Annotated in this window: 25 protein-coding genes and 1 tRNA gene; 5 read left to right on the top strand and 21 right to left on the bottom strand. The window is 61.3% G+C overall.

The annotated features are described in order from the left end of the window. Positions 1–132: 132 nt before the first annotated feature. Positions 133–1,353: a beta-ketoacyl-ACP synthase I gene (fabB, locus tag ACMGGK_RS06250; RefSeq protein WP_004936203.1), complete on the bottom strand. Its 1,221-nt coding sequence runs from the start codon at positions 1,351–1,353 to the stop codon at positions 133–135. A 170-nt stretch (positions 1,354–1,523) separates the two neighbouring features. Between fabB and mnmC the strand changes: the two genes are divergently transcribed. Next, the gene (mnmC, locus tag ACMGGK_RS06245) at positions 1,524–3,545 is read left to right on the top strand and encodes a bifunctional tRNA (5-methylaminomethyl-2-thiouridine)(34)-methyltransferase MnmD/FAD-dependent 5-carboxymethylaminomethyl-2-thiouridine(34) oxidoreductase MnmC (RefSeq protein ID WP_079450348.1); all 2,022 of its coding nucleotides are present in this window, start codon (positions 1,524–1,526) and stop codon (positions 3,543–3,545) included. Positions 3,546–3,586: 41 nt separating this feature from the next. Here mnmC and ACMGGK_RS06240 read toward each other — a convergent pair whose 3' ends face one another. The 6 genes from ACMGGK_RS06240 to prmB all read right to left on the bottom strand — a co-directional run bounded on the left by ACMGGK_RS06240 (position 3,587) and on the right by prmB (position 8,265). Next, entirely contained in the window at positions 3,587–3,868 is a 282-nt protein-coding gene (locus tag ACMGGK_RS06240) for a YfcL family protein (protein WP_016926855.1), read from the bottom strand. Between the two features lie 32 nt (positions 3,869–3,900). Next, complete coding sequence (locus ACMGGK_RS06235) at positions 3,901–4,458, bottom strand: elongation factor P hydroxylase (protein ID WP_151254452.1); 558 nt, start codon at positions 4,456–4,458, stop codon at positions 3,901–3,903. 80 nt (positions 4,459–4,538) lie between these two features. After that, positions 4,539–5,345: a sulfite exporter TauE/SafE family protein gene (locus ACMGGK_RS06230; protein WP_016926853.1), complete on the bottom strand. Its 807-nt coding sequence runs from the start codon at positions 5,343–5,345 to the stop codon at positions 4,539–4,541. Between the two features lie 3 nt (positions 5,346–5,348). Continuing rightward, on the bottom strand, positions 5,349–6,176 hold the full coding sequence (gene mepA / locus ACMGGK_RS06225) for a penicillin-insensitive murein endopeptidase (RefSeq protein ID WP_033639752.1): 828 nt from the start codon (positions 6,174–6,176) through the stop codon (positions 5,349–5,351). 5 nt (positions 6,177–6,181) lie between these two features. Further along, positions 6,182–7,267, bottom strand: coding sequence for a chorismate synthase (gene aroC, locus ACMGGK_RS06220; protein WP_004936219.1), 1,086 nt, complete (start codon positions 7,265–7,267; stop codon positions 6,182–6,184). A gap of 65 nt (positions 7,268–7,332) precedes the next feature. After that, a complete protein-coding gene (prmB, locus tag ACMGGK_RS06215) occupies positions 7,333–8,265 on the bottom strand; it encodes a 50S ribosomal protein L3 N(5)-glutamine methyltransferase (protein ID WP_028127753.1) in 933 nt (310 codons plus the stop codon). Positions 8,266–8,435: 170 nt separating this feature from the next. On the opposite strand from prmB, the gene smrB reads away from it, so the two are divergent. Continuing rightward, the gene (gene smrB, locus ACMGGK_RS06210; protein WP_420276760.1) at positions 8,436–8,966 is read left to right on the top strand and encodes an endonuclease SmrB; all 531 of its coding nucleotides are present in this window, start codon (positions 8,436–8,438) and stop codon (positions 8,964–8,966) included. A 68-nt stretch (positions 8,967–9,034) separates the two neighbouring features. Here the strand turns inward: smrB and sixA are convergent, their stop codons facing one another. From sixA to ACMGGK_RS06190, 4 genes are all read right to left on the bottom strand, one after another. Further along, a complete protein-coding gene (gene sixA / locus ACMGGK_RS06205) occupies positions 9,035–9,517 on the bottom strand; it encodes a phosphohistidine phosphatase SixA (protein ID WP_004936230.1) in 483 nt (160 codons plus the stop codon). A gap of 388 nt (positions 9,518–9,905) precedes the next feature. Next, on the bottom strand, positions 9,906–12,071 hold the full coding sequence (fadJ, locus tag ACMGGK_RS06200; protein ID WP_016926849.1) for a fatty acid oxidation complex subunit alpha FadJ: 2,166 nt from the start codon (positions 12,069–12,071) through the stop codon (positions 9,906–9,908). Further along, positions 12,071–13,381, bottom strand: coding sequence for an acetyl-CoA C-acyltransferase FadI (fadI, locus tag ACMGGK_RS06195; protein ID WP_420276759.1), 1,311 nt, complete (start codon positions 13,379–13,381; stop codon positions 12,071–12,073). The genes fadJ and fadI overlap by 1 nt, the downstream gene beginning before the upstream one ends. A 196-nt stretch (positions 13,382–13,577) precedes the next feature. After that, on the bottom strand, positions 13,578–13,874 hold the full coding sequence (locus ACMGGK_RS06190) for a YfcZ/YiiS family protein (protein WP_072270911.1): 297 nt from the start codon (positions 13,872–13,874) through the stop codon (positions 13,578–13,580). A gap of 405 nt (positions 13,875–14,279) precedes the next feature. On the opposite strand from ACMGGK_RS06190, the gene fadL reads away from it, so the two are divergent. Further along, complete coding sequence (fadL, locus tag ACMGGK_RS06185; protein ID WP_033634181.1) at positions 14,280–15,602, top strand: long-chain fatty acid transporter FadL; 1,323 nt, start codon at positions 14,280–14,282, stop codon at positions 15,600–15,602. Between the two features lie 118 nt (positions 15,603–15,720). Here fadL and mlaA read toward each other — a convergent pair whose 3' ends face one another. From mlaA to ccmA, 10 genes are all read right to left on the bottom strand, one after another. Further along, a complete protein-coding gene (gene mlaA / locus ACMGGK_RS06180; RefSeq protein ID WP_033639746.1) occupies positions 15,721–16,479 on the bottom strand; it encodes a phospholipid-binding lipoprotein MlaA in 759 nt (252 codons plus the stop codon). Positions 16,480–16,507: 28 nt separating this feature from the next. Next, on the bottom strand, positions 16,508–17,722 hold the full coding sequence (gene ccmI / locus ACMGGK_RS06175; protein WP_420276758.1) for a c-type cytochrome biogenesis protein CcmI: 1,215 nt from the start codon (positions 17,720–17,722) through the stop codon (positions 16,508–16,510). Next, a complete protein-coding gene (locus ACMGGK_RS06170) occupies positions 17,722–18,189 on the bottom strand; it encodes a cytochrome c-type biogenesis protein (protein ID WP_049300083.1) in 468 nt (155 codons plus the stop codon). Before ACMGGK_RS06170 ends, ccmI begins: the two co-directional genes overlap by 1 nt. After that, the gene (locus ACMGGK_RS06165) at positions 18,186–18,737 is read right to left on the bottom strand and encodes a DsbE family thiol:disulfide interchange protein (RefSeq protein ID WP_016926842.1); all 552 of its coding nucleotides are present in this window, start codon (positions 18,735–18,737) and stop codon (positions 18,186–18,188) included. Before ACMGGK_RS06165 ends, ACMGGK_RS06170 begins: the two co-directional genes overlap by 4 nt. After that, positions 18,734–20,704 (bottom strand): heme lyase CcmF/NrfE family subunit, encoded by a 1,971-nt coding sequence (locus tag ACMGGK_RS06160; protein WP_420276757.1) that lies wholly within the window; start codon positions 20,702–20,704, stop codon positions 18,734–18,736. The genes ACMGGK_RS06165 and ACMGGK_RS06160 overlap by 4 nt, the downstream gene beginning before the upstream one ends. Continuing rightward, positions 20,701–21,195 carry a cytochrome c maturation protein CcmE gene (gene ccmE, locus ACMGGK_RS06155; RefSeq protein WP_197758878.1) on the bottom strand — a complete coding sequence of 165 codons (495 nt, stop codon included), beginning with the start codon at positions 21,193–21,195 and terminating at the stop codon, positions 20,701–20,703. Before ccmE ends, ACMGGK_RS06160 begins: the two co-directional genes overlap by 4 nt. After that, complete coding sequence (gene ccmD, locus ACMGGK_RS06150; RefSeq protein ID WP_016926840.1) at positions 21,192–21,428, bottom strand: heme exporter protein CcmD; 237 nt, start codon at positions 21,426–21,428, stop codon at positions 21,192–21,194. The genes ccmE and ccmD overlap by 4 nt, the downstream gene beginning before the upstream one ends. Then, positions 21,425–22,162: a heme ABC transporter permease gene (locus ACMGGK_RS06145; protein ID WP_004936270.1), complete on the bottom strand. Its 738-nt coding sequence runs from the start codon at positions 22,160–22,162 to the stop codon at positions 21,425–21,427. Before ACMGGK_RS06145 ends, ccmD begins: the two co-directional genes overlap by 4 nt. A gap of 120 nt (positions 22,163–22,282) precedes the next feature. After that, the gene (gene ccmB, locus ACMGGK_RS06140; protein WP_016926839.1) at positions 22,283–22,942 is read right to left on the bottom strand and encodes a heme exporter protein CcmB; all 660 of its coding nucleotides are present in this window, start codon (positions 22,940–22,942) and stop codon (positions 22,283–22,285) included. Further along, on the bottom strand, positions 22,942–23,574 hold the full coding sequence (gene ccmA / locus ACMGGK_RS06135; RefSeq protein ID WP_048795088.1) for a cytochrome c biogenesis heme-transporting ATPase CcmA: 633 nt from the start codon (positions 23,572–23,574) through the stop codon (positions 22,942–22,944). Before ccmA ends, ccmB begins: the two co-directional genes overlap by 1 nt. A gap of 229 nt (positions 23,575–23,803) precedes the next feature. Between ccmA and ACMGGK_RS06130 the strand changes: the two genes are divergently transcribed. Both ACMGGK_RS06130 and ACMGGK_RS06125 read left to right on the top strand, forming a co-directional pair. After that, positions 23,804–24,730 (top strand): formate/nitrite transporter family protein, encoded by a 927-nt coding sequence (locus ACMGGK_RS06130; RefSeq protein ID WP_049300086.1) that lies wholly within the window; start codon positions 23,804–23,806, stop codon positions 24,728–24,730. 129 nt (positions 24,731–24,859) lie between these two features. Further along, positions 24,860–24,934, top strand: a tRNA-Arg gene (locus ACMGGK_RS06125). Positions 24,935–24,996 lie beyond the last annotated feature (62 nt).

Raw genomic sequence — 24,996 nt, 5'->3', positions numbered from 1 at the left:
CGTGTAATGACGAGGTAATGATGTGTCAGGGGATGTGATTTGGGAAAACTCCGAGCGCCCGGCAAGTGGGCTTTGAGCAATAAAAAGCCCGCGAAAACGCGGGCTTGATGGCGAGGTGAGGCTCAGGCGGGATTATTTCGCCAGTTTGCGCATCACCAGGGTGGCGTTGGTGCCGCCGAAGCCGAAGCTGTTGGACATCACGGTGGTCAGCTCGCGCTGAGTCGGCTGAGTCACGATGTTCATGCCGACCGCCTGCTCATCCAGCGTTTCGATGTTGATGCTCGGTGCGATAAAGCCGTGCTCCAGCATCAACAGGCTGTAGATCGCTTCCTGCACGCCCGCGGCGCCCAGCGAGTGACCGGTCATCGCCTTGGTGGAGGAGATAGCCGGGGTATTGTCGCCGAACACTTCGCGAATGGCGCCCAGTTCTTTCACGTCGCCCACCGGTGTGGAGGTGCCGTGCACGTTGATGTAGTCGATCGGCGCGTCCAGATCCTGCATCGCCATCTTCATGCAGCGCACTGCGCCTTCGCCCGAAGGTGCAACCATGTCGGCGCCGTCAGACGTTGCGCCGTAGCCGACGATTTCTGCGTAGATGTGCGCGCCGCGCGCCAGCGCGTGCTCCAGTTCTTCAACCACCACCATGCCGCCGCCGCCGGCGATGACGAAACCGTCACGATCGGCGTCGTAGGTGCGGGAGGCTTTTTCCGGCGTGTCGTTGTACTTGGTGGACAGCGCGCCCATCGCATCGAACTCGCAGGCCATTTCCCAGCACAGCTCTTCGCCGCCGCCGGCGAACACGATGTCCTGTTTGCCCAGCTGGATTTGCTCAACCGCGTTGCCGATGCAGTGTGCGGAGGTCGCGCAAGCGGAGCTGATGGAGTAGTTCACGCCGTGGATTTTGAATGGCGTCGCCAGGCAGGCGGAAACGCCGGAAGCCATGGCTTTGGTGACCACGTACGGGCCAACCGCTTTCAAGCCGCGTGGGCTGCGCATCGCATCGGCGCCGAACACCTGGAAGCGCGGAGAACCGCCGCCGGAACCGGCGATCAGGCCTACGCGCGGGTTGTTTTGATACTCTTCTTCCTTCAAACCGGAAGACGCGATCGCTTCTTGCATCGCCAGGAAGGCATAAATGGAAGCATCGCTCATGAAACGCACCGCCTTGCGGTCGATCAGGCCGGTCGTGTCGAGCTTAACTTGCCCCCATACGTGACTACGCATGCCGGAATCTTTCAGTTCCTGGGAGAAAGTGATCCCAGAACGTCCTTCCTGCAGGCTCGCCAGGACCTCCTGCTGGTTATTACCAATGCTGGAGACAACTCCCAGGCCAGTAATCACTGCACGTTTCATTCAATACCTCTTCCACTATTTACCTACGGGATTTTGCATCGCACTTTAGCGTACAGATGTAAGCCGAACAAGTCCGATCAGCGTTTTTCAGCTTTATTGTTGTCCAGTTTGCGCCAAGGCGCCAGCGCCGTTAGAATTCGCGGCATCCCTTGAATTTCGAGCCATTGACCGTGAACCATGCCCCCATCCAAACCGCAACGCTAACCTGGAACGAACAGGGTACACCTGTTTCGAAACAGTTTGATGACGTCTATTTTTCCAATCAGGATGGGCTGGAAGAAACCCGTTATGTCTTCCTGCACGGCAATCGGCTGCCGCAGCGTTTCGCCGTCCACCCGCGCTCGCTGTTTGTCGTGGCGGAAACCGGGTTTGGCACCGGGCTCAATTTCCTCACGCTATGGCAGGCCTTCGCCGGCTTTCGCCAGGCCGAGCCGGACGCAACGCTGCAGCGCCTGCACTTTATCAGCTTCGAAAAATTTCCCCTGCAGCAGGCTGACCTAGCGGCGGCGCATGCGCGCTGGCCGGAGCTGGCGCCTTACGCCGACGAACTACGCGCCCAATGGCCGCTGCCGTTGCCGGGTTGCCATCGCCTGCTGTTAGCCGAAGGCCGCATTACGCTCGATCTGTGGTTCGGCGACGTCAACGATTTGCTGCCGCAGTTTGACGCCAGCATGAATAACCAGGTGGATGCCTGGTTCCTCGACGGCTTCGCGCCGGCAAAAAATCCCGACATGTGGACCGATCAACTGTTCGCCGCCATGGCGCGTTTCGCCCGGCCGGGAGGCAGCTTCGCCACCTTTACCGCCGCCGGCTTCGTGCGCCGCGGCTTGCAGCAGGCCGGTTTTCAGGTCAACCGCTGCAAAGGCTTCGGCCAAAAACGTGAAATGCTCGCCGGCGAGCTCCCGGCCGATGCGCAGCCCGCCGCACACCCAGCGCCCTGGTATCGACGCCCGGCGGCGGACAACACCGCCGACATCGCCCTGATCGGCGGCGGCGTCGCCAGCGCGCTCACTGCGCTGGCCTTGCTGCGGCGCGGCGCCACCGTCACGCTGTACTGCGCCGATGAACAGGCGGCCGAAGGCGCATCCGGCAACCGCCAGGGCGCGATTTATCCTTTGCTGAACGGCAGCGGCGACGCGCTGGAGAGTTTCTTCAGCGCCGCGTTTCCCTTCGCCCGCCGCCAATACGACGCCCTGTTGCAACAAGGCGTCGCCTTCGATCACCAGTGGTGCGGCGTCAGCCAGTTGGCCTATGACGAAAAGAGCAGCGCCAAGATCGCCAATATGCTGAAAACCGACTGGCCGCAGGCCTTGGCGATGGCGGCCGACCGCGAGACGCTCAGCGAACGCTGCGGCGTCGATACCGGCTTTGGCGGCATCACCTACCCGCTAGGCGGCTGGCTGTGCCCGGCCGAGCTGACGCGCGGCGCTATCGCGCTGGCGCAGCGCCAGGGCTTGGTCTGCTGCTACCGGCACGATGCAAAGATGCTGACGCAGGAAGAAAACGGCTGGCGCATCGATTTCGCCAACGGCGACAGCCGGCGCCATGCGACGGTGATCCTGGCCAACGGCCATCGGTTGGCCGAGCTGGCGCCGACGGAAGCCCTGCCGCTGTATTCGGTACGCGGGCAGGTGTCGCATATCCCGACCTCGCCGGCCCTCGGTCAACTGAAGCAAGTCTTGTGCTACGACGGCTACCTGACGCCGATTAATGCCAACAACGGCCAGCACTGCATTGGCGCCAGCTATCAGCGCGGCGACATCGCCACCGACTACCGCGAGCAGGAGCAACAGGAAAACCGCGAGCGCCTGCTGCGCTGCCTGCCGGAGCAAGCCTGGCCGCAGCAGGTGGACGTCAGCGCACGCCAGGCGCGCTGCGGCGTGCGCAGCGCCACCCGCGATCATCTGCCGATGGTCGGCGCGCTGCCGGACTATCAGGCCACGCTGACGCAGTATCAGGATTTGCAGCGGCAAAATCAGCGCGGCGAAACCGTCGCCGATGCGCCGGTCTATCCCGGCCTGTTCGCTATCGGCGGATTAGGCTCGCGCGGGCTGAGCTCGGCGCCGCTGGCGGCGGAAATTTTGGCGGCGCAGCTGTTCGGCGAGCCGTTGCCGGGCGATGCGCGCCTGCTGGCGGCGTTGAATCCGAATCGGATGTGGGTGCGGAAATTACTGAAGGGACGTGCGGTTTAATCAACCCGGAGGGGCGCGGCGATCGCGCCCCGGCATAGCGGTCAGGCGGCAGGGGTGGCAGCCTGATAGAGGTTTTCCCACATGCCGCGCACCAGGATCTGATCCGGCGGCGAAAGTTCACCGGCGGCGATCGCCTTGTGCAGGCTCTCCTCCACCCGCGCTTTCAGCGCTTCAGCGGTGTGTTCGCCCTGCTCTTCCGCTTCGGCCACCGCCAGCGTCAGATGACCGCGCAGGTAGCCACCGGCAAACAGTTCATCATCGCTGGCGTGCTCTACCATGTCATCAATCAGCGCCAAAATGCGCGCTTCAAATTCTGCGATCATCAAATTTCCTCATTAAATAACGGACTGTGGCGTCAGTTGAGATCTTCCGGGTACGGAAAATGCTCGGCCGCCAACGGTGGCGTATTGTAGAACGATTGCAGCGCCTGAATAAAGCGCGCAGGCCTTGTGGGTATTCCCTGCTCCAGCAGCGTCAATACCCGGTCGCGCACCTTGCGTTGGAACGCAATGCGATCCGGCTCGCAGTCGCCATTCAGGTTGTCGCAGCTGACGTTAAACGGGAAACCGGCCGCCACACAGAACATCCATTCCAGCGCCTGTGGTTTTATCTCCACGGCTTCGAATTCGCTCTGGGTCTGCGCGTCGCGCCCGTCCGGGCAATACCAATAACCGAAGTCCACCAATTGACGGCGCGCTTCACCGGCGATGCACCAGTGCGAGATTTCGTGCAGGCCGCTGGCGTAAAAACCGTGGGCGAACACGATGCGGTGATACGGCAGTTCATCGTCGGCCGGCAGGTAAATGGGTTCGTCGTCGCCCTTCACCAGGCGAGTGTTGTAGTCATCGCTGAAGCAGCGATTGAAGATCTCAATCAGATGTTCATAGCGATGACGGGTCTGCGTGTCTGACATAAAAACTCTATAACCACAAAAATAAAGAGGCCATTATACCCGATAAGACAGGGCGCGTAAGCAACGCCCCCTTTTCATCTTTAACCGTGCATCAAGGCGGTCAACCACTGCTGAATTTCCGCGCCGTGATTGTCGTACAGCAGCTTGAGGCTCATCACCAGCGAAACGATCACGATCATCGGCCGAATCAATTTCTGGCCGCGGGTCAGCACCATGTGCGCGCCCAGACGCGCCCCCAGCACCTGCCCCACCAACATCACCAGACCGATGCTCCACACCACCTTGCCGCCGATGATGAACAGCGCCAACCCGCCGACGTTGGAGGTAAAGTTCAGCACTTTGGCGTGCGCCGTGGACTTGGCGAGGTTGAAACCGCACAGCGTCACGTAGGCCAACGCGTAGAATGAACCGGCGCCGGGGCCGAAAAAGCCGTCGTAAAACCCGACGCAACCACCGGCCACCAGCCCGAACGGCAAGGCGCCAAGGCGGCGTTGACGATCTTCCTCCCCCAGTCGCGGCATCAACAAGAAATAGAGACCGATGCCGATCACCAGCAGCGGCAACATCTGCCGCAGCAAATCGGCGCGCATATGCTGCACCAAAATGGCGCCGGCGATCGAGCCGATCAGCGTCAGAAAAATCGTCAGCTTCTGGTCGTTGAGATTCACCGCTCGCCGACGAATGAAGTACAGACTGGCGGAGAAGGAGCCGCCGACCGACTGCAACTTATTGGTCGCCAGCGCCTGCGCCGGAGGAACCCCCACCGCCAGCAGGGCCGGCACCGTCAGCAACCCGCCGCCGCCGGCAATGGAGTCGATAAACCCCGCCAGCAGCGCTACCGCAAACAACACCCCGAGCATCTCGGGGCCAATGACGAACCAGTCCATGTGTTATTCCGCTGAGAAATGGTGATCCAGCAATGCCTGACAGGTCGGCGGTAACGGCGGCGGCACGGGTTTGCCCGGCTTCGCGTTCGGCTGATGCGGTACGAACCAGCTCGCCAGTTCGGCGCCGCAGCCGTCGCCCGGCGGCGGCGTATCCTGCTCCTGGCACTCCAGGCTGCCGGCCGGACAACGCAGACGCACGTGCATGTGCGCACGGTGGCCGAACCACGGCCGCACCTTGTGCAACCAGGCCCGATCGGCGCCGGCATCCAGGCACAGGCGCTGCTTGATCGCCGGATTGACGAAGATGCGCGTCACCTCCGCATCCTGTGCCGCCAGCTTAATCAGCGACTCAATTTGCGGTTGCCATTGGCGCGCCACCACCTGCTTGCCGTCGCCCGACACCAGGTCGATCGGCTGCGGCTTCAGCAATTGCTGCGCGCTCCAGCGTTGGCGCGGCAACTGCAGCCAGATGTCGACATCGAGCCCCGACTGGTGGCTGGCGTGGCCGCTGCTGAAGCGCCCGCCGGCCGGCATCGCCATGTCGCCGATCAGCACCGTGCCCAGCGCTTTCTGATTCGCCTGGCTGCTGAGACGCTGAATGAACGCCAGCAGATCCGGGTGGCCAAAATAGCGGCGCTGGTCGGTACGCATCACCTGGTAGTTCGGTGAGTTCAGCGGCAGCGGCTGCGCGCCGATGACGCAACCGTTGGCGAAACCGCCCACCGCCTGCGGCGCGCCGGCCACCGGATGGTCGATTTTCTGCCACGGCGTCAGCGCCATGGCGGAAGCGGAGGCCGTCAGGGCCAGCAGGCCCAACATCCAGTTTTTCATGGCGATTACCAGCGCGGCACGTCGGAAACCACATCACCGTTTTGCGCACGCTGGCGCAGCAGGTGATCCATCAACACGATCGCCATCATCGCTTCGGCGATCGGCACGGCGCGGATGCCCACGCACGGATCGTGGCGACCGCGGGTCACCATTTCCACCGCTTCGCCCTGGCGATTGATGGTGCGCCCCGGCACCATGATGCTGGAGGTCGGTTTCAGCGCCAGATGCGCGATCACCGGTTGGCCGCTGCTGATGCCGCCGAGAATGCCGCCGGCATGGTTGCTCTGGAAGCCTTCCGGGGTGATTTCATCGCGGTTTTCGCTGCCGCGTTTGGTCACCACGGCGAACCCGTCGCCGATCTCCACGCCTTTCACCGCGTTGATGCTCATCAGCGCGTGCGCCAGATCGGCGTCGAGGCGGTCAAACACCGGCTCACCCAGGCCAACCGGCACGTTTTCAGCGATCACGCTGACCTTGGCGCCGATGGAGTCGCCCTCTTTTTTCAGCGCGCGCATCAGTTCGTCCAGCGCTTCCAGCTTGTCCGGATCCGGGCAGAAGAACGGGTTCTGCTCGACCTGATCCCAGTCTTTCAGCTCACAGGTCACGTCGCCGATCTGCGCCAGATAGCCGCGCACCTGCACGCCGAACTTCTGCTGCAGGTATTTCTTGGCGATAGCGCCCGCCGCGACGCGCATGGCGGTTTCACGCGCCGAAGAGCGGCCGCCGCCACGATAGTCGCGCAGACCGTATTTCTGTTCGTAGGTGTAGTCGGCATGCCCCGGACGGAACACGTCTTTGATGGCGCTGTAGTCTTGCGAGCGCTGATCGGTGTTTTCAATGATCAGACCGATGCTGGTACCGGTGGTCACGCCTTCGAATACGCCGGAGAGAATACGCACCTGATCCGGTTCGCGACGCTGGGTGGTGTAACGCGAGGTGCCCGGACGACGGCGGTCCAGATCGTGTTGCAAATCGGCTTCGGTAAGCGGGATGCCTGGCGGCACGCCGTCGACGATACAACCCAGCGCCACCCCGTGAGATTCACCGAAGGTGGTGACGCGGAAAATCTGCCCAATACTGTTTCCTGCCATCACGGCTCCTTACCGTTAGTCTTTTATCGTTATGAGGCCCGCCATACGGGCCTTGGAAATGCGGCTTAGCTGCGATAGAGGCTGAAGTGTTCCTTGCAATCCACCAACTGCTGTTTGGTCAGCATGAACACGCCGTCGCCGCCGTTTTCGAACTCCAGCCAGGTGAACGGAATGTCCGGATATTGTTCCATCAGATGTACCATGCTGTTGCCCACTTCACAAATCAGCACGCCGTCGTCGGTCAGGTAGTCCGGCGCGCAGGCCAGGATGCGGCGCACCAGCTTCAGGCCATCGCTGCCCGCCGCCAGGCCCAGTTCCGGCTCAAAGCGGAACTCCTGCGGCAGATCCGACATGTCTTCCGCATCGACGTACGGCGGGTTGGTGACGATCAGATCGTACTGGATCGCGGGAACATCGCGGAACAGATCGGAACGGATCGGGATCACCTGATGTTCGACGCCGTGCGCCTGAATATTGCGCTCGGTTACCGCCAGCACTTCGCTGGAGATGTCCACCGCGTCCACTTCCGCTTCCGGGAAAGCGTAGCCGCAGGCGATGGCGATGCAGCCGCTGCCGGTGCACATGTCGAGGATATGGCGCGGCGGGTGCGGGATCAGCGCGCTGAAACGATCGTTGATCAGCTCGCCGATCGGCGAACGCGGCACCAGCACGCGCTCGTCGACGTAGAATTCCATGCCGCAGAACCAGGCCTTGTTGGTCAGGTAAGCGACCGGGATGCGTTCGTTGACGCGGCGGATCACGCGCTCAACGATGCGATGGCGCTCGCTGGAAGTCAGACGGGCGGTGTGCATATCCTCCGGAATGTCCAACGGCAGGAACAGGCTTGGCAGCACCAATTGCACCGCTTCGTCCCACGGATTATCGGTTCCGTGACCATAATAGATATTGGCGGCGTTGAAGCGGCTTACCGTCCAGCGCAGCATATCTTGAATGGTGTGCAGTTCGTTCACTGCTTCGTCGACGAAAATTTTGTCCAATTTGCCCTCCGGCAGGCGCTGTGTTTCATGATTTAGCCGCATAGTTTGCCATGAAGCCCGCGACAAATCACGCTTGCCCCTCGCGCTTTTCACTCTGGCCCGAGTTTTGCGTCGACAGCGCTCATTCACAAGGTAAACTAGCGAAATAAACGATTTCCGGTGAATGAAGCATGAAGAACAAGCCCCCTCTGAGCAAAGACGAACAACAGCTCTTCAGAGAGTCGGTGGCGGGCGCGAAAAAGCTGCGCCAGGACACCATCGTCCACCGCCCGTCGAAGCCCAAGGTCAAACAGATTGCGCCGCAGCGATTGCTGCAGGAGCAGGTCGATGCCAGCTATTATTTTTCAGATGAATACCAGCCGCAGTTGGAAGAGGAAGGCCCGACGCGCTACGTGCGCCCCGGCAGCAGCCCGTATGAGCTGAAGAAGCTGCGACGCGGCGATTATTCGCCGGAACTGTTTCTTGATTTGCACGGCCTGACCCAGCTGCAGGCCAAGCAGGAGCTGGGGGCGCTGATCGCCGCCTGCAAACGCGAGCACGTGCACTGCGCCTGCGTGATGCACGGGCACGGCAAGCACATCCTCAAACAGCAAACGCCGCTGTGGCTGGCGCAACATCCCGACGTGCTGGCGTTCCACCAGGCGCCGAAGGAATGGGGCGGCAACGCCGCCATCCTGCTGTTGGTGGAACTGGCCGAGTAGTTCCTGCAAAAACGACTCAGGGCGATGTCAGACATCGCCCTGAGTTTATTCCGCACCGCATCCGCGGTTCACACTTTGGCCATCACCTGCGACGGGCTGACCTGCCATTCAAACTTGCCGTAGCTGCCGTCGGCCGGCAGATCGACGTTGGCAATCGCCGAGGTCGCGAACATCGGCGGGCACTCGCCCGGGCACAGTTCAGCCACCAGATACCCCACCAGCGGCAGGTGCGACACGATCAGCACCGAGCTCACCCCTTGCATCGCAAGCGCCTGAAGATAGCTGCCAACCTGTTCGGCGTTGCCGCCCGGCGTCAGCTCGGGCAGCACTTCTTCGCCCTCCGGCAGCGTCAAGGCTTCACGCACCGTCGCCAGCGTCTGTTCGGCCCGCAGATAGGGGCTGACCAGCACGCGTTCAATATCCACAGACTTGGTGTTCAACCAGGCCGCCATCTGACGGGACTCGTCGCGGCCACACAGGGTAAGGGGCCTTACCGCATCGCTAGCTGCCTCGAGCGCCGCCTCTCCGTGACGCATAATCAAAACTTGCATATTGCACCGCTGTTGTTGACAAAGTAACGCTATACAGAAACGCCGTGCGTGCTGTACCGCCGAGTTTTCCAACCCAAAGCCAAAGCTTTAAAACGATAACGCGCCGTCTCTTTATGGCGGCCGGGCATTTTGCCTGAAAGTTTGCCTAAAGAAAATGCTGTTTTTTACAGCAACCCTCCCCTGGCAAACCTCGATTGCTCACAGAACAATCAATTCAACGGGTTAAATTTTAACCTTGCCGCCATGAAATTTATTGATGACGGTCAAGCTAACTTACCGCTGCCTGCGCCTTGCTGTACAGCCTCACCGGCTGACGCTGTTGCAAGGAGTGATGGCGATCACAACGCGACCCTGTTGCAACTATAGTGCAAATCGGGCCGTCCTGCGTTCAGCTCCCCTGCGGGTAAAAACGCTCGCCCTGCTGCGCCATGCGCTGCAAGCGTTCGCACGGCGCAAAGTGCTCGCCGTGCTGCTGGCGCAGGTATTCCAACGTTTTCACCACTTTTTCGGCGCCGAGCTCGTCCATATAGCGGAACGGGCCGCCGAGGAACGGCGGGAAGCCGATGCCGAACACCGCACCGATATCGCCGTCGCGCGCGCTGCGGATCACGCCTTCATCCAGGCAGCGCGCCGCTTCGTTCAGCATCATCATCACGCAGCGCTGGGCGACGGTCGCCGGCAGCATGTGCGACTTCGGCGTGACGCCGAGCAACGTATACAATGAGGTATCCGCACGTTTACGCCGCTGCCGCTGCTGCCCTTCGCTCGGGTAGAGATAGAAGCCGCGGCCGTTCTTGCGCCCTTTACGCCCGTCCTTCAGCACCGCATCGAACGCAGCCGGCGCGGCGAAACGCGGCCCCAGCGCCTCGACCAGCACGGGAATGATTTTGGTGCCAACGTCGATGCCCACTTCATCCAGCAGGGTAATCGGGCCGACCGGGAAACCGAAGTCCACCAGCGCCTTGTCCAGCGACTCCATCGGCTCGCCTTCCAGCAGGCAGCGCGCCGCTTCGTTGATGTACGGCGCCAGGATGCGGTTGACGTAAAAACCGGCGCTGTCGCCCACCACGATGGCGGTCTTGCCCTGCTTGTGCGCCAGCGCCACGGTGGTGGCGATGGTCTCTTCGCTGGTGCCGGCGTGCGGGATCACTTCCACCAGCGGCATTTTATCCACCGGGCTGAAGTAGTGCAGACCAATCACCTGCTGCGGCCGCTGCGCCTTTTCGGCGATGTGGCCGATAGGCAGCGAAGAGGTGTTGGAGGCGAACACGGTATGCGGCGCGCAGTTTGCTTCGACCTCGGCCACCATCTGCTGTTTCAGCGCCAGATCCTCAAACACCGCCTCGACCACGATATCCGCCTGCTCAAAGCCGGTGTAATCGGTAGAGCCGGAGATCAGCATCATCTGTTTTTGCCGCTCCGCCGGGCGCATGCGCTTGCTGCGTACCCGTTTGCCGAGCACATCCCAGCTGTATTTCAGCGCGTGATTGATGCCGGTTTCATTGATGTCTTTGATGCGAACCGGCAAACCGCCGCGCGTGGCGGTGACACAGGCGATGCCGCCGCCCATCAGGCCGCCGCCGAGAATGCCGACGCGATGCAGGGCATGCGGCTTGGCATTGCCGCCCCGCTCTTTTTTCAGCGCGGTGGAGGCGAAGAACAGGCTGCGCAACGCCGCCGACTGAGGCGTCATCGCCAGCTCGCCAAAGGCGCGCGCTTCGGCCTCATAACCGCTGGCGCTGCCGTGATCCAGCCCGGTGCGCACCACCTGAATAATGCGCTCCGCCGCCGGGTAGTTGCCGTGGGTTTTCGCCAGCGTTTTTTTGCGCACGATGCTGAACAACAGATTTCTGCCCAGCGGGCCATTGAGCAGGCGATCCTGCCACGGCAGCTCGCGCTGATGCTTCCAGCCCTGTTTCACCCGCTCGATGGCGGTCTGCAACAGGATCGACTGCGGCACGGCGTCGTCCACCAGCCCCATGCGCAGCGCCTGGCGGGCGCGAATGTGCTTGCCGGTCAGGATCATGTCCAGCGCCTTGGCGGCGCCGATCAGGCGCGGCAGGCGCTGAGTGCCGCCAGAGCCCGGCAGCAGGCCCAGCTGCACTTCCGGCAGACCGAGCGCGGTTTTGTCATCCAGCGAACAGACGCGGCCGTGGCAGGCCAGCGCCAACTCCAGGCCGCCGCCAAGGCAGGCGCCGTGGATAGCGGCCACCACCGGCACCGGGAACGCGGCGATCTGCGCCAGCGTGCTCTGCCCTTTCTTGGCCAGCGTTTCCGCCTCTTTGGCGCTGGTGCAGGCGGCGATCATGGTGATGTCGGCGCCGGCGATAAACGAGTCCGGCTTGCCGGAAACGATCACCAGCCCTTCCAGCGCGGTATGCTGCTGCGCCCGGATCAGCACGTCATTCACCTGTTCGACGAACTCGGCCTTGAGTGTATTGACCTTGTCGCCCGGCACGTCGATGGTGATCACGCCGATATTGTCGGGGCGAATCGTCAGCTGAAAGGCCGACGGTTTGGCCCGCTGTTCGTGCAATGCGTTTTCGGCACTCATTATTCCACCTCCACGATCATCGCGGCGCCTAACCCGCCGGCGGCGCAGGCGGTGGTCAGGCCCAACCCGCCGCCGCGGCGTTTCAGCTCGCGCAGCGTCTGGGTGATCATGCGCGCGCCGGTGGCGGCGAACGGGTGGCCATAGGCGATGGAACCGCCCAAGACGTTGAATTTGTCCATGTCCACCTCGCCGATCGCCTGGCTGCGGCCAAGCTTCTCGCGGGCGAACGCTTCGCTGGCGAACATCTTCAGGTTAGCCAGCGTTTGCGCGGCGAAAGCTTCATGCATGTCGATGAGCGTCAGATCGGCCAGACCGATGCCGGCGCGATCCAGCGCCAGCGGCGTGGCGTAAGAAGGCCCCAGCAGCATGTCTTCCCACACGTCGATGGCGGCGAAGGCGAAACTGCGCAGATAGCCGAGCGGCTGCAGCCCCAGCGCTTTGGCGCGCGATTCGCTCATCATCAATACCGCCGCCGCGCCGTCGGTCAACGGCGTGCTGTTGGCCGCGGTGACGCTGCCATGCTTGCGATCGAACGCCGGTTTCAGCTTGGCGTAGGAAGCCAGGCTGGAGTCTTTGCGGATATTGTTGTCTTCGGAAAGCTGCGCGCGGTAAGGCGGCACGTAGGCCGTCATCACCTCATCGCGCAGCCACCCCTCACGCCAGGCTCTGGCCGCCAGTTCGTGGGAACGGTGCGCCAGCGCATCCTGCGCTTCGCGGGTGATGCCGTGGCTTTTCGCCATCTGCTCAGCGGTATCGCCCATGCGTAGACCGGTGGAATACTCCGCTACCGCCGGCGGCACCGGCATCAGATCGCGGAATTTCAGCCGGCTGAACAGTTTGAGACGCTGCGACAGCGTGCGCGCCTTGTTGACGTCCACCAGCGTGCGCGCCAACGCCTTGCTGACCCCGATCGGCAAGACGGAAGAAGAGTCTGCCCCACCGGCGATGCCGACGCTGATGCTGCCGGCCATGATGCTCTCCGCCACGTTGGCGATCGCCTGGAAGCTGGTGGCGCAGGTGCGCGACACGCTGTAAGCGTCGGTATGAACGCTCATACCGGTGCCAAGCACGATTTCACGCGCGATGTTCGGCGCCTCGGGCATTTGCACCACCTGGCCGAACACCAGCTGTTCGATCAGTTTTGGATCGATGCCGCTGCGCGCCAATAGCTCGCTCACCGCCGTTTTCCCTAAATCCACCGCCGGAATGCCGTGATAGGCAGTCGCCTGTTTGGCAAAGGGGGTACGCAATCCATTCACAATCGCAATGCGGTCACCATGACGGGTCACCAACGGCAGTGCCTTACTCATAAATGCTCCTGAAGAAAATAACGTCAGCGCAATGGGCAGAAAGAGGTCTGACCTGATGAGGTCATTGTTAACCAAACGGTTACATTTGGCAAACCGGCAGAGATCAAAACTGCGAGCAGGCGCACTTTCTATGGGGAACGAGGCGGAGAAGGAAATCCCCGGCGCGCAGCAGGCGGCGCCGGGGGTAAAGCGGGGATTAACGCAGGCCGAGCTGGAAGATCAGGGTTTCCGCCTGGCAGGCGAAGGTGAAATCGGCCTCCAACTGCACGCCGCCGTCAACCGGTTTAATGCTACTGCTGATGTCACAAGGATCGGACTCGACCGCGCGCGCCTTTTCGCTCAGGGCCGCCAGCATCGCCTCCGCATCTTGTTGATTACCGAACACCTGGCTGTAGGACGCGGTGCAATCGGTGTTATCCATCACGGTGCCGACATCCACGCAGCAACACGCGGCGGTTTCCTGGGCGCTGCATTTATTAATTGCATCTGACATGATTGGTTCTCCTCAAGGGCCTCTGTTATCAGCCCAAATTGCCGTTTCACTCACCGGCACAAAGCCACAAAATTCTGCGGGTATTTTACGCTTCCACGCCGGCAATCACTAGCACTTACTTTTACTGGGTGTTTTAAGTGATGGAAATCACAAATAAAAATGAGCGTCTGCTAAGGAACGGTAAGAATTTTGTTATTTACCGCTGTCTTTTTGTTAAGCAGATCTCTTTTTTGATATCAGGTTGGAAATATTTCAAAAACAAACTTGCAACAATTTCACAGGTCAGACCTATACTTCAGCCACTGGTCTGATTTGTCTGAACGATAACGGACCCTACAATCCCGCGCTCCTTGTTACTTCGTGTAACAATAGTTTAAATAATAAACACATAATGAGGTTTTGGTCATGAGCCAGAAAAACCTATTGACTAAATCAGCTCTCGCAGCTGCAGTGGCAATTATTTCTTCAAACGTGTCTGCCGCAGGATTCCAGCTGAATGAGTTCTCATCAGCTGGTTTAGGACGTTCGTATTCTGGCGAAGGCGCCATGGCGGATACGGCGGCTTCCGCAAGCCGCAACCCGGCGTTGTTGATGATGTATACCCGTCCCGAGCTGTCCATCGGCGCAGTCTTCATCGACCCGGACGTTGACATCACCGGCAAATCGCCTTCCGGCGCCAGCCTGGACTCCAAAAATATCGCCCCTGTCGCCTGGGTGCCGAACCTGCATTATGTTCACCCGATTAACGATCAGTTCGCCGTAGGCGGCTCGGTCACCAGCAACTTCGGTTTGGCGACCGAATTCAACGACGGTTATACCGCCGGCGCTTACGGCGGTAAGACCGATCTGACTACCGTTAACCTCAACCTGAGCGGCGCCTACCGTCTGAATCAACACTTCAGCTTCGGTCTGGGCTTCGATGCGGTGTACGCCAAAGCCAAACTGGAACGCTACGCCGGTGAATTGCCGAAACTGATCGCAGGTTCCGGCCAATTACCGCCGCAGCTGGCCGGTCCGGTATCACAGATCCCGGCTGATACCCAGATTTCGCATCTGAAAGGCGATAAATGGGGTTACGGCTGGAACGCCGGCATTCTGTACGAAGTGGACGAAAACAACCGTTACGGCTTCACCTATCGCTCCGAAGTGAAAATCAAGTTTGACGGCGATTACAAGAGCAGCCTGCCATCGGCCTATAACCCAATTCTGGGTTCCCTCGGCCTGCCTTTGGGCACCAACGGCAGCACCATTCCGGGCTCTCTGGATCTGAACCTGCCGGAAATGTGGGAGCTGTCCGGTTACAACAAAGTGGCGCCGCAGTGGGCTATCCACTACAGCCTGGCTTACACCAGCTGGAGCCAGTTCCAGGAGCTGAGAGCCACCGGCAACAACGGCCAGACCCTGTTCGAGAAGCATGAAGGCTTCCGCGATGCCTACCGTATCGCGCTGGGCACCACCTACTTCTACGACGACAACTGGACCTTCCGGACCGGTATCGCCTTCGATGACAGCCCGGTGCCCGCCCAAAACCGTTCGATCTCCATTCCCGATCAGGACCGTTTCTGGCTGAGTGCCGGTACTACCTATGCGTTCAACAAAGACGCCTCGGTTGATGTCGGCGTGTCCTACATGCACGGCCAGAAAGTCACCATCAACGAAGGCCCTTACACCTTCAACTCGGTGGGTAAAGCCTGGCTGTACGGCGCCAACTTCAACTACCGCTTCTAATCTCGCCTGAGATGGATGCCAAAGCGCCCCCTGGGGCGCTTTTTCTTTGCCTGCCGCTTGCCGCCGGCATAAAAAAAACCCGCCTGACGGCGGGTTTTCATTGGCATAATGCCCGGGATTACTGCGAGTCGATCTCGTCCAGTTCGCCCTGAATCGCCTTGGCGTTCGGGTTCTCTTCCGGCTTGAGCGAGCCGCCGTTGGCGATGAAATCGTGGCGCTGGAAGTAAGCCTCGCGCACCATGACATAAGGATCGGAAGAGTTGCGCAGCAGGCCGTCGGAATCCAGCAGTTGAGCGCGGGTTTCGATACCCTCGACCACCCATTTGCCCGCCGACATCCAGAAGGTCAGGTAGCTCAGCATCGGATACAGCGTATCCGCAAAGTCGCCGCCTTCGTCACGCAGCGTGAAGCTGCCGTAGCCCGGCAACATCACGTACGGGCCGTAACCCACATCGTAATGGCCCAGCGTACTGCCGAAGCGGTTCGGTTCTTCGCGCGCCAGTTTCGGGTTGGCCATGCCGGCCACGTCGATCAGACCGCCCATCCCAAGCAGGGTGTTCAGGAAGAAACGGTTGAAGTGGATCATCCCGCGGTAGGGATCGCCCTTGAGGAAGGCGTTGACCATGCTGGCCGGCTCTTCCAGGTTGGAGGTGAAGTTGCTGATGCCGTTACGCGCCGGCATCGGCACGTAGTCGCGCCAGGCCACCGCTACCGGACGCAGAATATAAGGATCCAGGACGTTGTAGTTGAAGTCGAACATCGTCCGGTTAAATCCTTCCAGAGGATCGGAACGCCCTTGCGGCTCATTGTCTGGCGCGCTGGCACAGCCCACCAGTAATGCCGCTGCGAATGCCACCCCAGTCAGGCGAAAGTTCATATTTTTCTCCATAAAAACACGTTCGGTCTTATTTTTCAGGGACCTGCTTGTTTATCTGAACGCTAACCTGCTCTTTACCGCTGAATGTCTGCAGCGAGCTTTCGCCGAACCAGTCCCCCGGCTGCGGCGTGGCCAATCCGTCCTGTGAGAGGCGCACACGCACCTGCACCTGATGCTGTGCCGAGAGTAGACGCTCGGGCATCATGGCGTTGCTGTCGTCCAGAGAGAAAGACAGCGGAAAACGGCTCAACGGCAATTGTTTTACCGCGACCGGCACCGGGCTGACGCCGTCGGTCACCGAGATAACCAGCGTCCCCTGCGGCGGCATGGCTTTCGCCGCCTGCGGTGACAGTGAAACAGTCACATTCAGTTTAACAGTTTCTCCGCCGGCCTGGGCTTTTGCTTGTGCAATACTGCGCTTTATCACTTCCGCGCGCGGATCGTTAGCCGGCAGCAGCTGCAGCATCACTTGCCAGGCGCCGATCGCCTGTTTGAAATCGCCCTGTTCGAAGGCATTGAACGCCAGCAGGCTCAGCACCCGCGGATCGCTGTGGTTTTCCGCGATCATGCGCCGCAACAGCTGCGTCGCCTGCTTGTTATCCTCCGGATCGTTGGATCGCGTCAAGACCTCGGCATAGCCGAGCCGCACTTCCAGACTATTCGGATCCAATTGATAAGCATGAGCAAAGGCCTGCGTGGCGGTAGTGGCATTGTTCAACGCCATGCCGACGCGCCCCAGCATCATCCAGTCGTTGATATTGCGATCGTCCTGCTGCAGCGCGGTGCGCAGCCCCAGCCCGAGACGGGCAATCTCTTCCATGCTCAGCGGTTTGGCGCGCTCATTGGCGACGCGCTCGCGCAATTCCGGCATTTGCGCCTGCACCATGCGCCAGTCCAGCACCTGCGCCAGCCCGCCGGTTTTCAGATAAAAGCCAACGGTCACCGCCAGCAATAACAGCACGCCCGGCACCAGCGCCCAGCGGTTGATCGGTTTCGCCTGCGCCATCTGCTCGGCCGGGATGTCGTTCAACAGGTTCTGTTGCAACTCTTTGACCAGTTCCGGACGCTCGGCTACCACGCCCTGCAGCTCATCCTGCTCCAACTCGCTGAGGCGATCCTGATAAAACGCCTTGTTCAACGCATCGCGCGTGGCGGCGCTCTGCTTGCCGTGGCGCATCGCCGGCACCACCAGCAACGCGGCGGCGCCGGCCAGCAACACGCAAATAATCAGCCAAAAAACCATTAGGGTTTCTTCCTGTCAGTCTCTTGCAACAGCGCCGCCAGGCGCTGCCGTTCCCGTTCGGAGAATGCATCGTCCACCGCCGCCTCGGGCTTGCGACGGGTGCGCAGGATCACCACCGCCCCGCCGATCAATACGAACAGCAGCGGGCCGATCCACAAGATCAGCGTCGCCGGCGTTACCGGCGGCTCGTAGGTGACGAAGTTGCCATAACGCGCCACCATGTAATCGATGATCTGCTGCTTGCTTTGCCCCTGCATCATCAGCTCGTACACTTTGGTGCGCATGTCGGCGGCGATAATGGCGTTGGAATCGGCAATGCTGTTGTTCTGGCATTTCGGGCAGCGCAGCTGTTCGGTCAACTCGCGATACTGCTGCTCCTGCTCGACGGAGTTGAAGCGATAGGTATCGATCGCCGCGGCGGCGCTCCAGCTCAGCAGCGCGGCGCACAGCAGAACAATCAACCTCATGCCTCACCCCCGTACTTTTTATACAGCGGCAGCACTTCCTGCTGCCAGACGCGCTCATTCATGTCGCCGGCGTGGCGATAGCGAATGATCCCCTGGCCGTCGATAAGAAAGGTCTCAGGCGCGCCGTACACCCCGAGATCCAACCCCAGCATGCCGTCGCCGTCGTACAGGCTGAGCGCATAGGGATTGCCCAGGGAATTCAGCCAGGCCACCGCCTTGGCGCGATCGTCTTTATAGTTCAGGCCGACCACCCGTACGCCGCGCGCCGCCAGCGTATTGAGATACTGATGTTCCGCGCGGCAGGTCGGGCACCAGGTGGCCCAGACGTTGAGCAAGATCGGCTTGCCGTCGCGCAGCACCGCCTGATCGTAGGTTTTGCCGGGCTGATCCAGCGATTCCAGCTTGAAGGTCGGCACCGGTTTGCCGATCAGCGCCGACTCCAGCATGGTCGGATCTTCGCCGCCCGCGTTGCGCGTCAGCTGCACCATCAGGGCCGCCACCAACAGCAGGAAAAGTATCAATGGGATAAACAGCAGCTTACGCTTCATGATTGCGCCTCCAGCTTGCCTTCGCGCTTGAGCTTTTTGCTCATGCGATAACGCGGGTCGAGAATGCACAGCAGGCCGCCGATCGCCATAAAGACGCCGCCGAACCAGATCCAGCGCACGAAGGGTTTGTAATACAGACGCACCGCCCAAGATCCGTCTTCCAGCTCCTCGCCCAGCGCCGCGTACAGATCGCGGCTGAACCCGCCGTCGATCGCCGCCTCGGTCATCATACTACGCGCCACGCTGTAGTAGCGTTTCTCCGCATGCAGCGTCGCCTCCGGCTTGCCGTTGCGCGTCACGTCGATAATGCCGACGCCGCCGCTGTAGTTCGGGCCGCGAATGTCGTGCACGTCGCGGAACACGAAGTGATAATTGTGGATATCCACGCTGTCGCCGGCCTTCATCCGCACGTCGCGCTCCACGCTGTAGTTCTGGCTGAAGGCGATGCCGATCACCGTCACCGCCACGCCGAGGTGGCCGAGCACCATGCCCCAATGGCTGCGAGACAGCTGCCGCAGACCGCGCCAGAAACCGTGGCGGTGGGTGGCGCGCTCATGCAGCTCCATCAGCGTCAGGATGATCACCCACAGCGCCATGATCAGGCCCACCACCGTCATGCCGGCGATGCTGTCCTGCAGCAGCCACGGCAGCAGAATCGACAGCACCAGCGTCACCAGCAGCGCCACGCCGAGGCGGCGCCACAGCTTGCGCGGCTCATCGCGGCGCCAGCGCACCAGCGGCCCGATGCCCAACAGCAGCGCCAACGGCGCCATCAGCCAGGTGAACATGGTGTTGAAGAACGGCTCGCCGATCGAAATGCTGCCCAGCCCCAACTGTTTGTGCACCAGCGGCAGCAGCGTGCCCAATAGCACCACCAGCATGGCGGCGATCAGCAACACGTTATTGCCCAGCAGGAAGGTCTCGCGCGAGAAAGTCTCGTGCTGCACCCGGCTGCGCACCTGGCCGCCCTTGACCGCGTACAGCAGCAGCGAACCGCCGATGACGATCACCAGATAGGCGAGAATAAACATGCCGCGCGCCGGATCGGAGGCGAAGGAGTGCACCGAGACCAGCACGCCGGAGCGCACCAGGAAGGTGCCCAGCAGGCACAGCGAGAAAGCGGTGATCGCCAGCAATACCGTCCAGGCTTTGAACGTGCCGCGTTTCTCGGTCACCGCCAGCGAATGCATCAGCGCGGTGCCGGCCAGCCACGGCATAAAGGAAGCGTTCTCCACCGGATCCCAGAACCACCAGCCGCCCCAGCCCAGCTCATAGTAGGCCCAGGCCGATCCGAGCACGATGCCCAGCGTGAGGAACACCCAGGCGGCGGTGGTCCACGGGCGCGACCAGCGCGACCAGGCGGTGTCGAGCCGGCCGGCCATCAGCGAGGCGATGGCGAACGCGAAGGCGACCGAGAAGCCGACATAGCCCATGTACAGCAGCGGCGGGTGGAAGATCAGGCCGATATCCTGCAGCAGCGGGTTGAGATCGCTGCCGTCGATCGGGAAGTTAGGCAACGTGCGGGTGAACGGGTTGGAGGTCATGATGATGAACAGCAGGAAGCCGGCGGTGATCATGCCCATCACCGACAGCACCCGCGCCACCGCGTCCTGCGGCATCGCCCGGCTGCACAACGCCACCGCCAGCGACCAGCAGCTCAGCAGCAGCACCCACAGCAGCAGCGAACCTTCGTGCGCCCCCCAGGTGGCGGCGATGCGGTAATACACCGGCAGTTGGGTATTGGAGTTGGTGGCCACGTAGGCGACGGTAAAGTCATTGACCACGAAGGCATGCACCAGGCACAGGAACGCCAGCGCAATCGCCGCGAACATGCCGTAGGTCAGCGGGCGGGCCACCGCCATCATGCGGCTGTCCTGCCGCGCCGCGCCCCACTGCGGGTAAATGCTCAGCAGCAGCGCGATCGCCAGCGCCAGGCACAGCAGAAAACTGCCCAGTTCCGGCATCATGACTTGGCGCCCTCCGCCTGCGGCGCGTTATACGCTTCCGCCGGCCCTTTGTGATTCTCTTGCATCGCGTCGGCCACTTCCGGCGGCGTATATTTCTCGTCGTGCTTGGCCAGCACTTCGCGCGCGTTGACCACGTTGCCCTCGCCCAGCACGCCCTGCGCCACCACGCCCTGCCCTTCGCGGAACAGATCCGGCAGAATGCCGGTGTAGGTCACGCCGATCGCGCCGCGCGCGTCGTAAATCTTGAAGCTGACCTGCAGCGTATTGGGATCGCGTTTCACCGAGCCCGGCATCACCATGCCGCCGATGCGCAGCCGTTGGCCGACCTCGGGCTTCTCATGATTTTCGCCCTTGCCCTGCAGGATCTCACCCGGGGTATAGAACAGATCGATGTTGGAGCGCAACGCGTACAGCATCAGGGTCGCGGTCAGCGCAATACCGATCAGCACAACGATCGCCAGATAAAGGCGGCTTTTACGACGTGGATTCACAATGATTTCTCCCGCGGTGCGGCGGATTTTTGTTTTGATTGTTGCGCATGGCGAATGCGCCGCTCGCGCGCCTGACGGCGGCCGATCTCGGCGAGCAACTGCCGCCGCTGCCAGACGGTGTGCGCCACCAGCCCCAACAGCGAAATCAGCGTGGCGGCGACCGCCAGCCAGACATAGAAGGCATAACCGCCCATGGCGAAAAACGCCGGCCAGGAATCGAATGCGGCATTCATGACTGACGCTCCTTGTTCACCAGCCCGGCGACCCACGGGCGCTGGCGCTCCTGGAACAGAATCAGATTGCGCAGGCGCATCAGCGTCAGCGTGACGAACAACAGCAGGTAGCCGAGGATCGCCCAGCGCAGCGGGGTGCGCATGCTGGGCGCGATGGATTGCTGCATGTTGGTCGAGCCCTGATGCAGCGTGTTCCACCATTCGACGGAGAAATGGATGATCGGAATGTTCACCACGCCCACCAGCACCAGAATGCCGGCGGCCCGGCCCGCCAGGCGGCGGTCTTCGAAAGCGTTATACAGCGCGATGACGCCCATATAAAGGAACAGCAGCACCAGCTCGGAGGTCAGCCGCGCATCCCATACCCACCAGGTGCCCCACATCGGCTTGCCCCAGGCGGAGCCGGTCACCAGCGCGATAAAGGTGAACACCGCGCCGATCGGCGCCATCGCCGCCACCACGGTATCGGACATTTTCATCTGCCACACCAGGCCGATAAACGCCGCCACCGCCATCGAGGCATAGATGCCCATCGACCACATGGCCGCCGGCACGTGAATATAAATGATGCGGAAGCTGTCGCCCTGCTGATAATCCTTCGGCGCGAAGCCAAAGCCCCATGCCCAGCCAAGCAGCAGGCAGGCCGCCGCCGCCAGCCCCAGCCAGGGGATAAAGCGGCCGCAGACATGATACAGCCGTTCAGGCCGCGCCAGTTGATGTAACCATTTCCACATTGTCGTCAGTGCTCACGGTAATTTTTATGCGTCGGCCGCCTCGAGCGTTCGAAACGGCGAAAATCTTCTGCGGGGTACGCTCTTGCCGGCCTTGCCCCGTCTGTTCATTCAATTTGTTAGCTAGTGCACGCTCACTCGCAGCGCCGCTGCGGCAGCAAACGGCGCCAATGTCACGCTGCCCGCCAGCATCGCGCCGAGTATCGCTAGGTAACCGTCGATCGGCATGCCCATCGCGGCGGCGTCGATCGCGCCGGTGGCGAAGATCAGCACCGGGATATACAGCGGCAGCACCAGCAGGCTGAGCAGCACGCCCCCTTTGCGCAGGCCGACGGTCAGCCCCACGCCGATAGCGCCGATCAGGCTCAGCGTCGGCGTGCCGAGCAGCAGCGTACCCGCCACCGCCAGCCAGGTTTGCATATCAAGCGACAACAGCAGCGCCACCAGCGGCGACAGGATCAGCAGCGGCAATCCCGTCACGACCCAGTGAGCACACACTTTGCCCAGCACCGTCATCGGCAGCGGCGTCGGCAGCAGCAACAGTTGCTCCAGCGAGCCATCGAGAAAATCGTCGCGAAACAGCCGCTCCAGCGACAGCAGCGAGGCCAACAGCGCCGCCACCCATACGATGCCCGGCGCAATGCGCGCCAGCAACTGCGGCTCCGGGCCAATCCCCAACGGGAACAGCGTGATCACAATCAGGAAAAACCACAGCGGGTTGACGATCTCCGAACCTTTACGGCAGGCGATTTTCAGTTCGCGACGCACCAGGGTCAAAAACATCACAAACTCCCCGCGTCGTGTTCCGCCAAACGAATTTTGCCCACCGTTTGGCTGACGCCGGCCAAATCCTGATGGGTGGTCAACAATACCATGCCGCCCCGCTGCGCATGTTGCTCAAAAAGGCTAATCAACTCGGCCACGCCCTGTTTATCGATCGCCGTTAGCGGCTCATCGAGGATCCACAGCGGCGCCGCGCTGAGCCACAGGCGCGCCAACGCCACGCGCCGCTGCTGCCCGGCGGAAAGCTGCGCCACCGGCAGATCTTCGTAGCCCACCAACCCCACCTGCTCCAGCGCGCGCCAGATAGCCTGATGCTCGACCGCGCCGCGCACCGCCTGATAAAACTGCAGGTTTTCGAAGGGTGTCAATACGGCTTTTATGCCCGGTTGATGGCCGATAAACAGCAAATCTTGCTGGTAATCCGCGCGAGCGCGCAGCGTGTCACGCCCGCGCCAGCACACCTCACCGCCGTCCGGCCGCGCCAGACCGGCGAGGATGCGCAGCAAACTGGTCTTGCCCGCGCCGTTCGGCCCCTCTACCTGAATGATATCGCCCGGCTGAACTGAAAAGCTTAGCTCGCTAAACAGGATGCGTTCATCACGCACGCAACTCAGACTTTTGGCTTCCAGCATCGGGGAACTCATATTTTTCTTTGGGATAGCGAATCATAGCATAAGCCTTTCCCCACACGCAGCCCGCGGGGGGCGCGCCGAGGGGCCAATATGGCGAGCAGGATCAAGAATGCGCGGAAAAAAGCGGCGGATTTTAACTCTTGTTACCTTTTTCTGTATTTCGCCGCATTTAGGCCGGGCAACTACGCTTAATGACGTGACCTCACCCTTATTGAGCAGGAGCGACAGCATGAACGAACAGCAACGCCAGGAGCACGAGCAGGATGAGACGATGCGGGTAGAGAGCGAAGAACAGGAACAGGGCAAGCGCGAAATCGAAGTCAGGGAAGAGAATCTGCCGTCGCGCGCGGCGGCGGTGCATGAACAGATCCGGATGGAAGGCGAAAAGGAGCTGGAGCGCGACGGGCTGGCATTGCTGTGGTCGGCGATCGCCGCCGGGCTGTCGATGGGCGCCTCGCTGGCGGCGAAAGGCATTTTCCACGCCCGCTTGCCGGACGATCCCAGCCGCTTTTTCATCGAGAACCTCGGCTACACCTTCGGTTTTATCATTGTCATTATGGCGCGCCAGCAGCTGTTTACCGAAAACACCGTCACGGCGGTATTGCCCATCATGCACAAACCCACGCCGCGCAACCTGCTGATCCTGCTGCGCCTGTGGGGCGTGGTGCTGCTCGGCAACCTGATCGGCACCGGGCTGGCGGCGCTGGCGTTTACCCATATGCCGCTGTTCGACGCCGAAACGCGCGGCGCCTTCATCAGCCTGGGCGAAGAGGTGATGCGCCATACGCCGGGAGAAATGTTCGCCAACGGCATCCTGGCCGGCTGGATCATCGCCACCATGGTATGGATGATCCCGGCCGCCGGCGGAGCGAAAATCTGGGTGATCGTGCTGATGACCTACCTGGTGGCGATTTGCGATCTGACCCATATCGTGGTCGGTTCGGTAGAGATCCTCTATCTGGTGTTCAACGGCGCGATTGGGTGGCAGGAATTCGTCTATCCGTTCGCCCTGCCGACGCTGGCGGGCAACATCATCGGCGGCACCTTTATCTTTGCGTTGATAAGCCATGCGCAGATCCGCAACGATTTGAGCGCCCAAAAACGGGCGGCGCGTCAGCAACAGGAAAAACGGCGCCACGGCGGGGAAAAACCGTGATCGCCGTCGGTTAGGCGAGGAAATTTCGGCGCTAACTGGCGAGGTATTGAGCAAACGCGCCGCTAAGCGCTTATTCTGCGGGTAAAAAAAGGTATAATGCCTCGGCAGCTTCGGTTGCCAGCCCGCAGCGTCCCCGTAGTTAAACGGATATAACAAGCCCCTCCTAAGGGCTAGTTACTGGTTCGATTCCAGTCGGGGACACCATTATTTATTATCAAGCCATTCCCCATCATCAGCACCCGCAATCCCCCTTCTCCACGCCTCAG

The sequence above is a fragment of the Serratia sp. BNK-33-b genome, from assembly GCF_048684565.1.
GTDB lineage: Bacteria > Pseudomonadota > Gammaproteobacteria > Enterobacterales > Enterobacteriaceae > Serratia > Serratia marcescens.
Note: the sequence above shows the minus strand (reverse complement) of the source record. Positions and strands in the feature narration are given on the sequence as shown.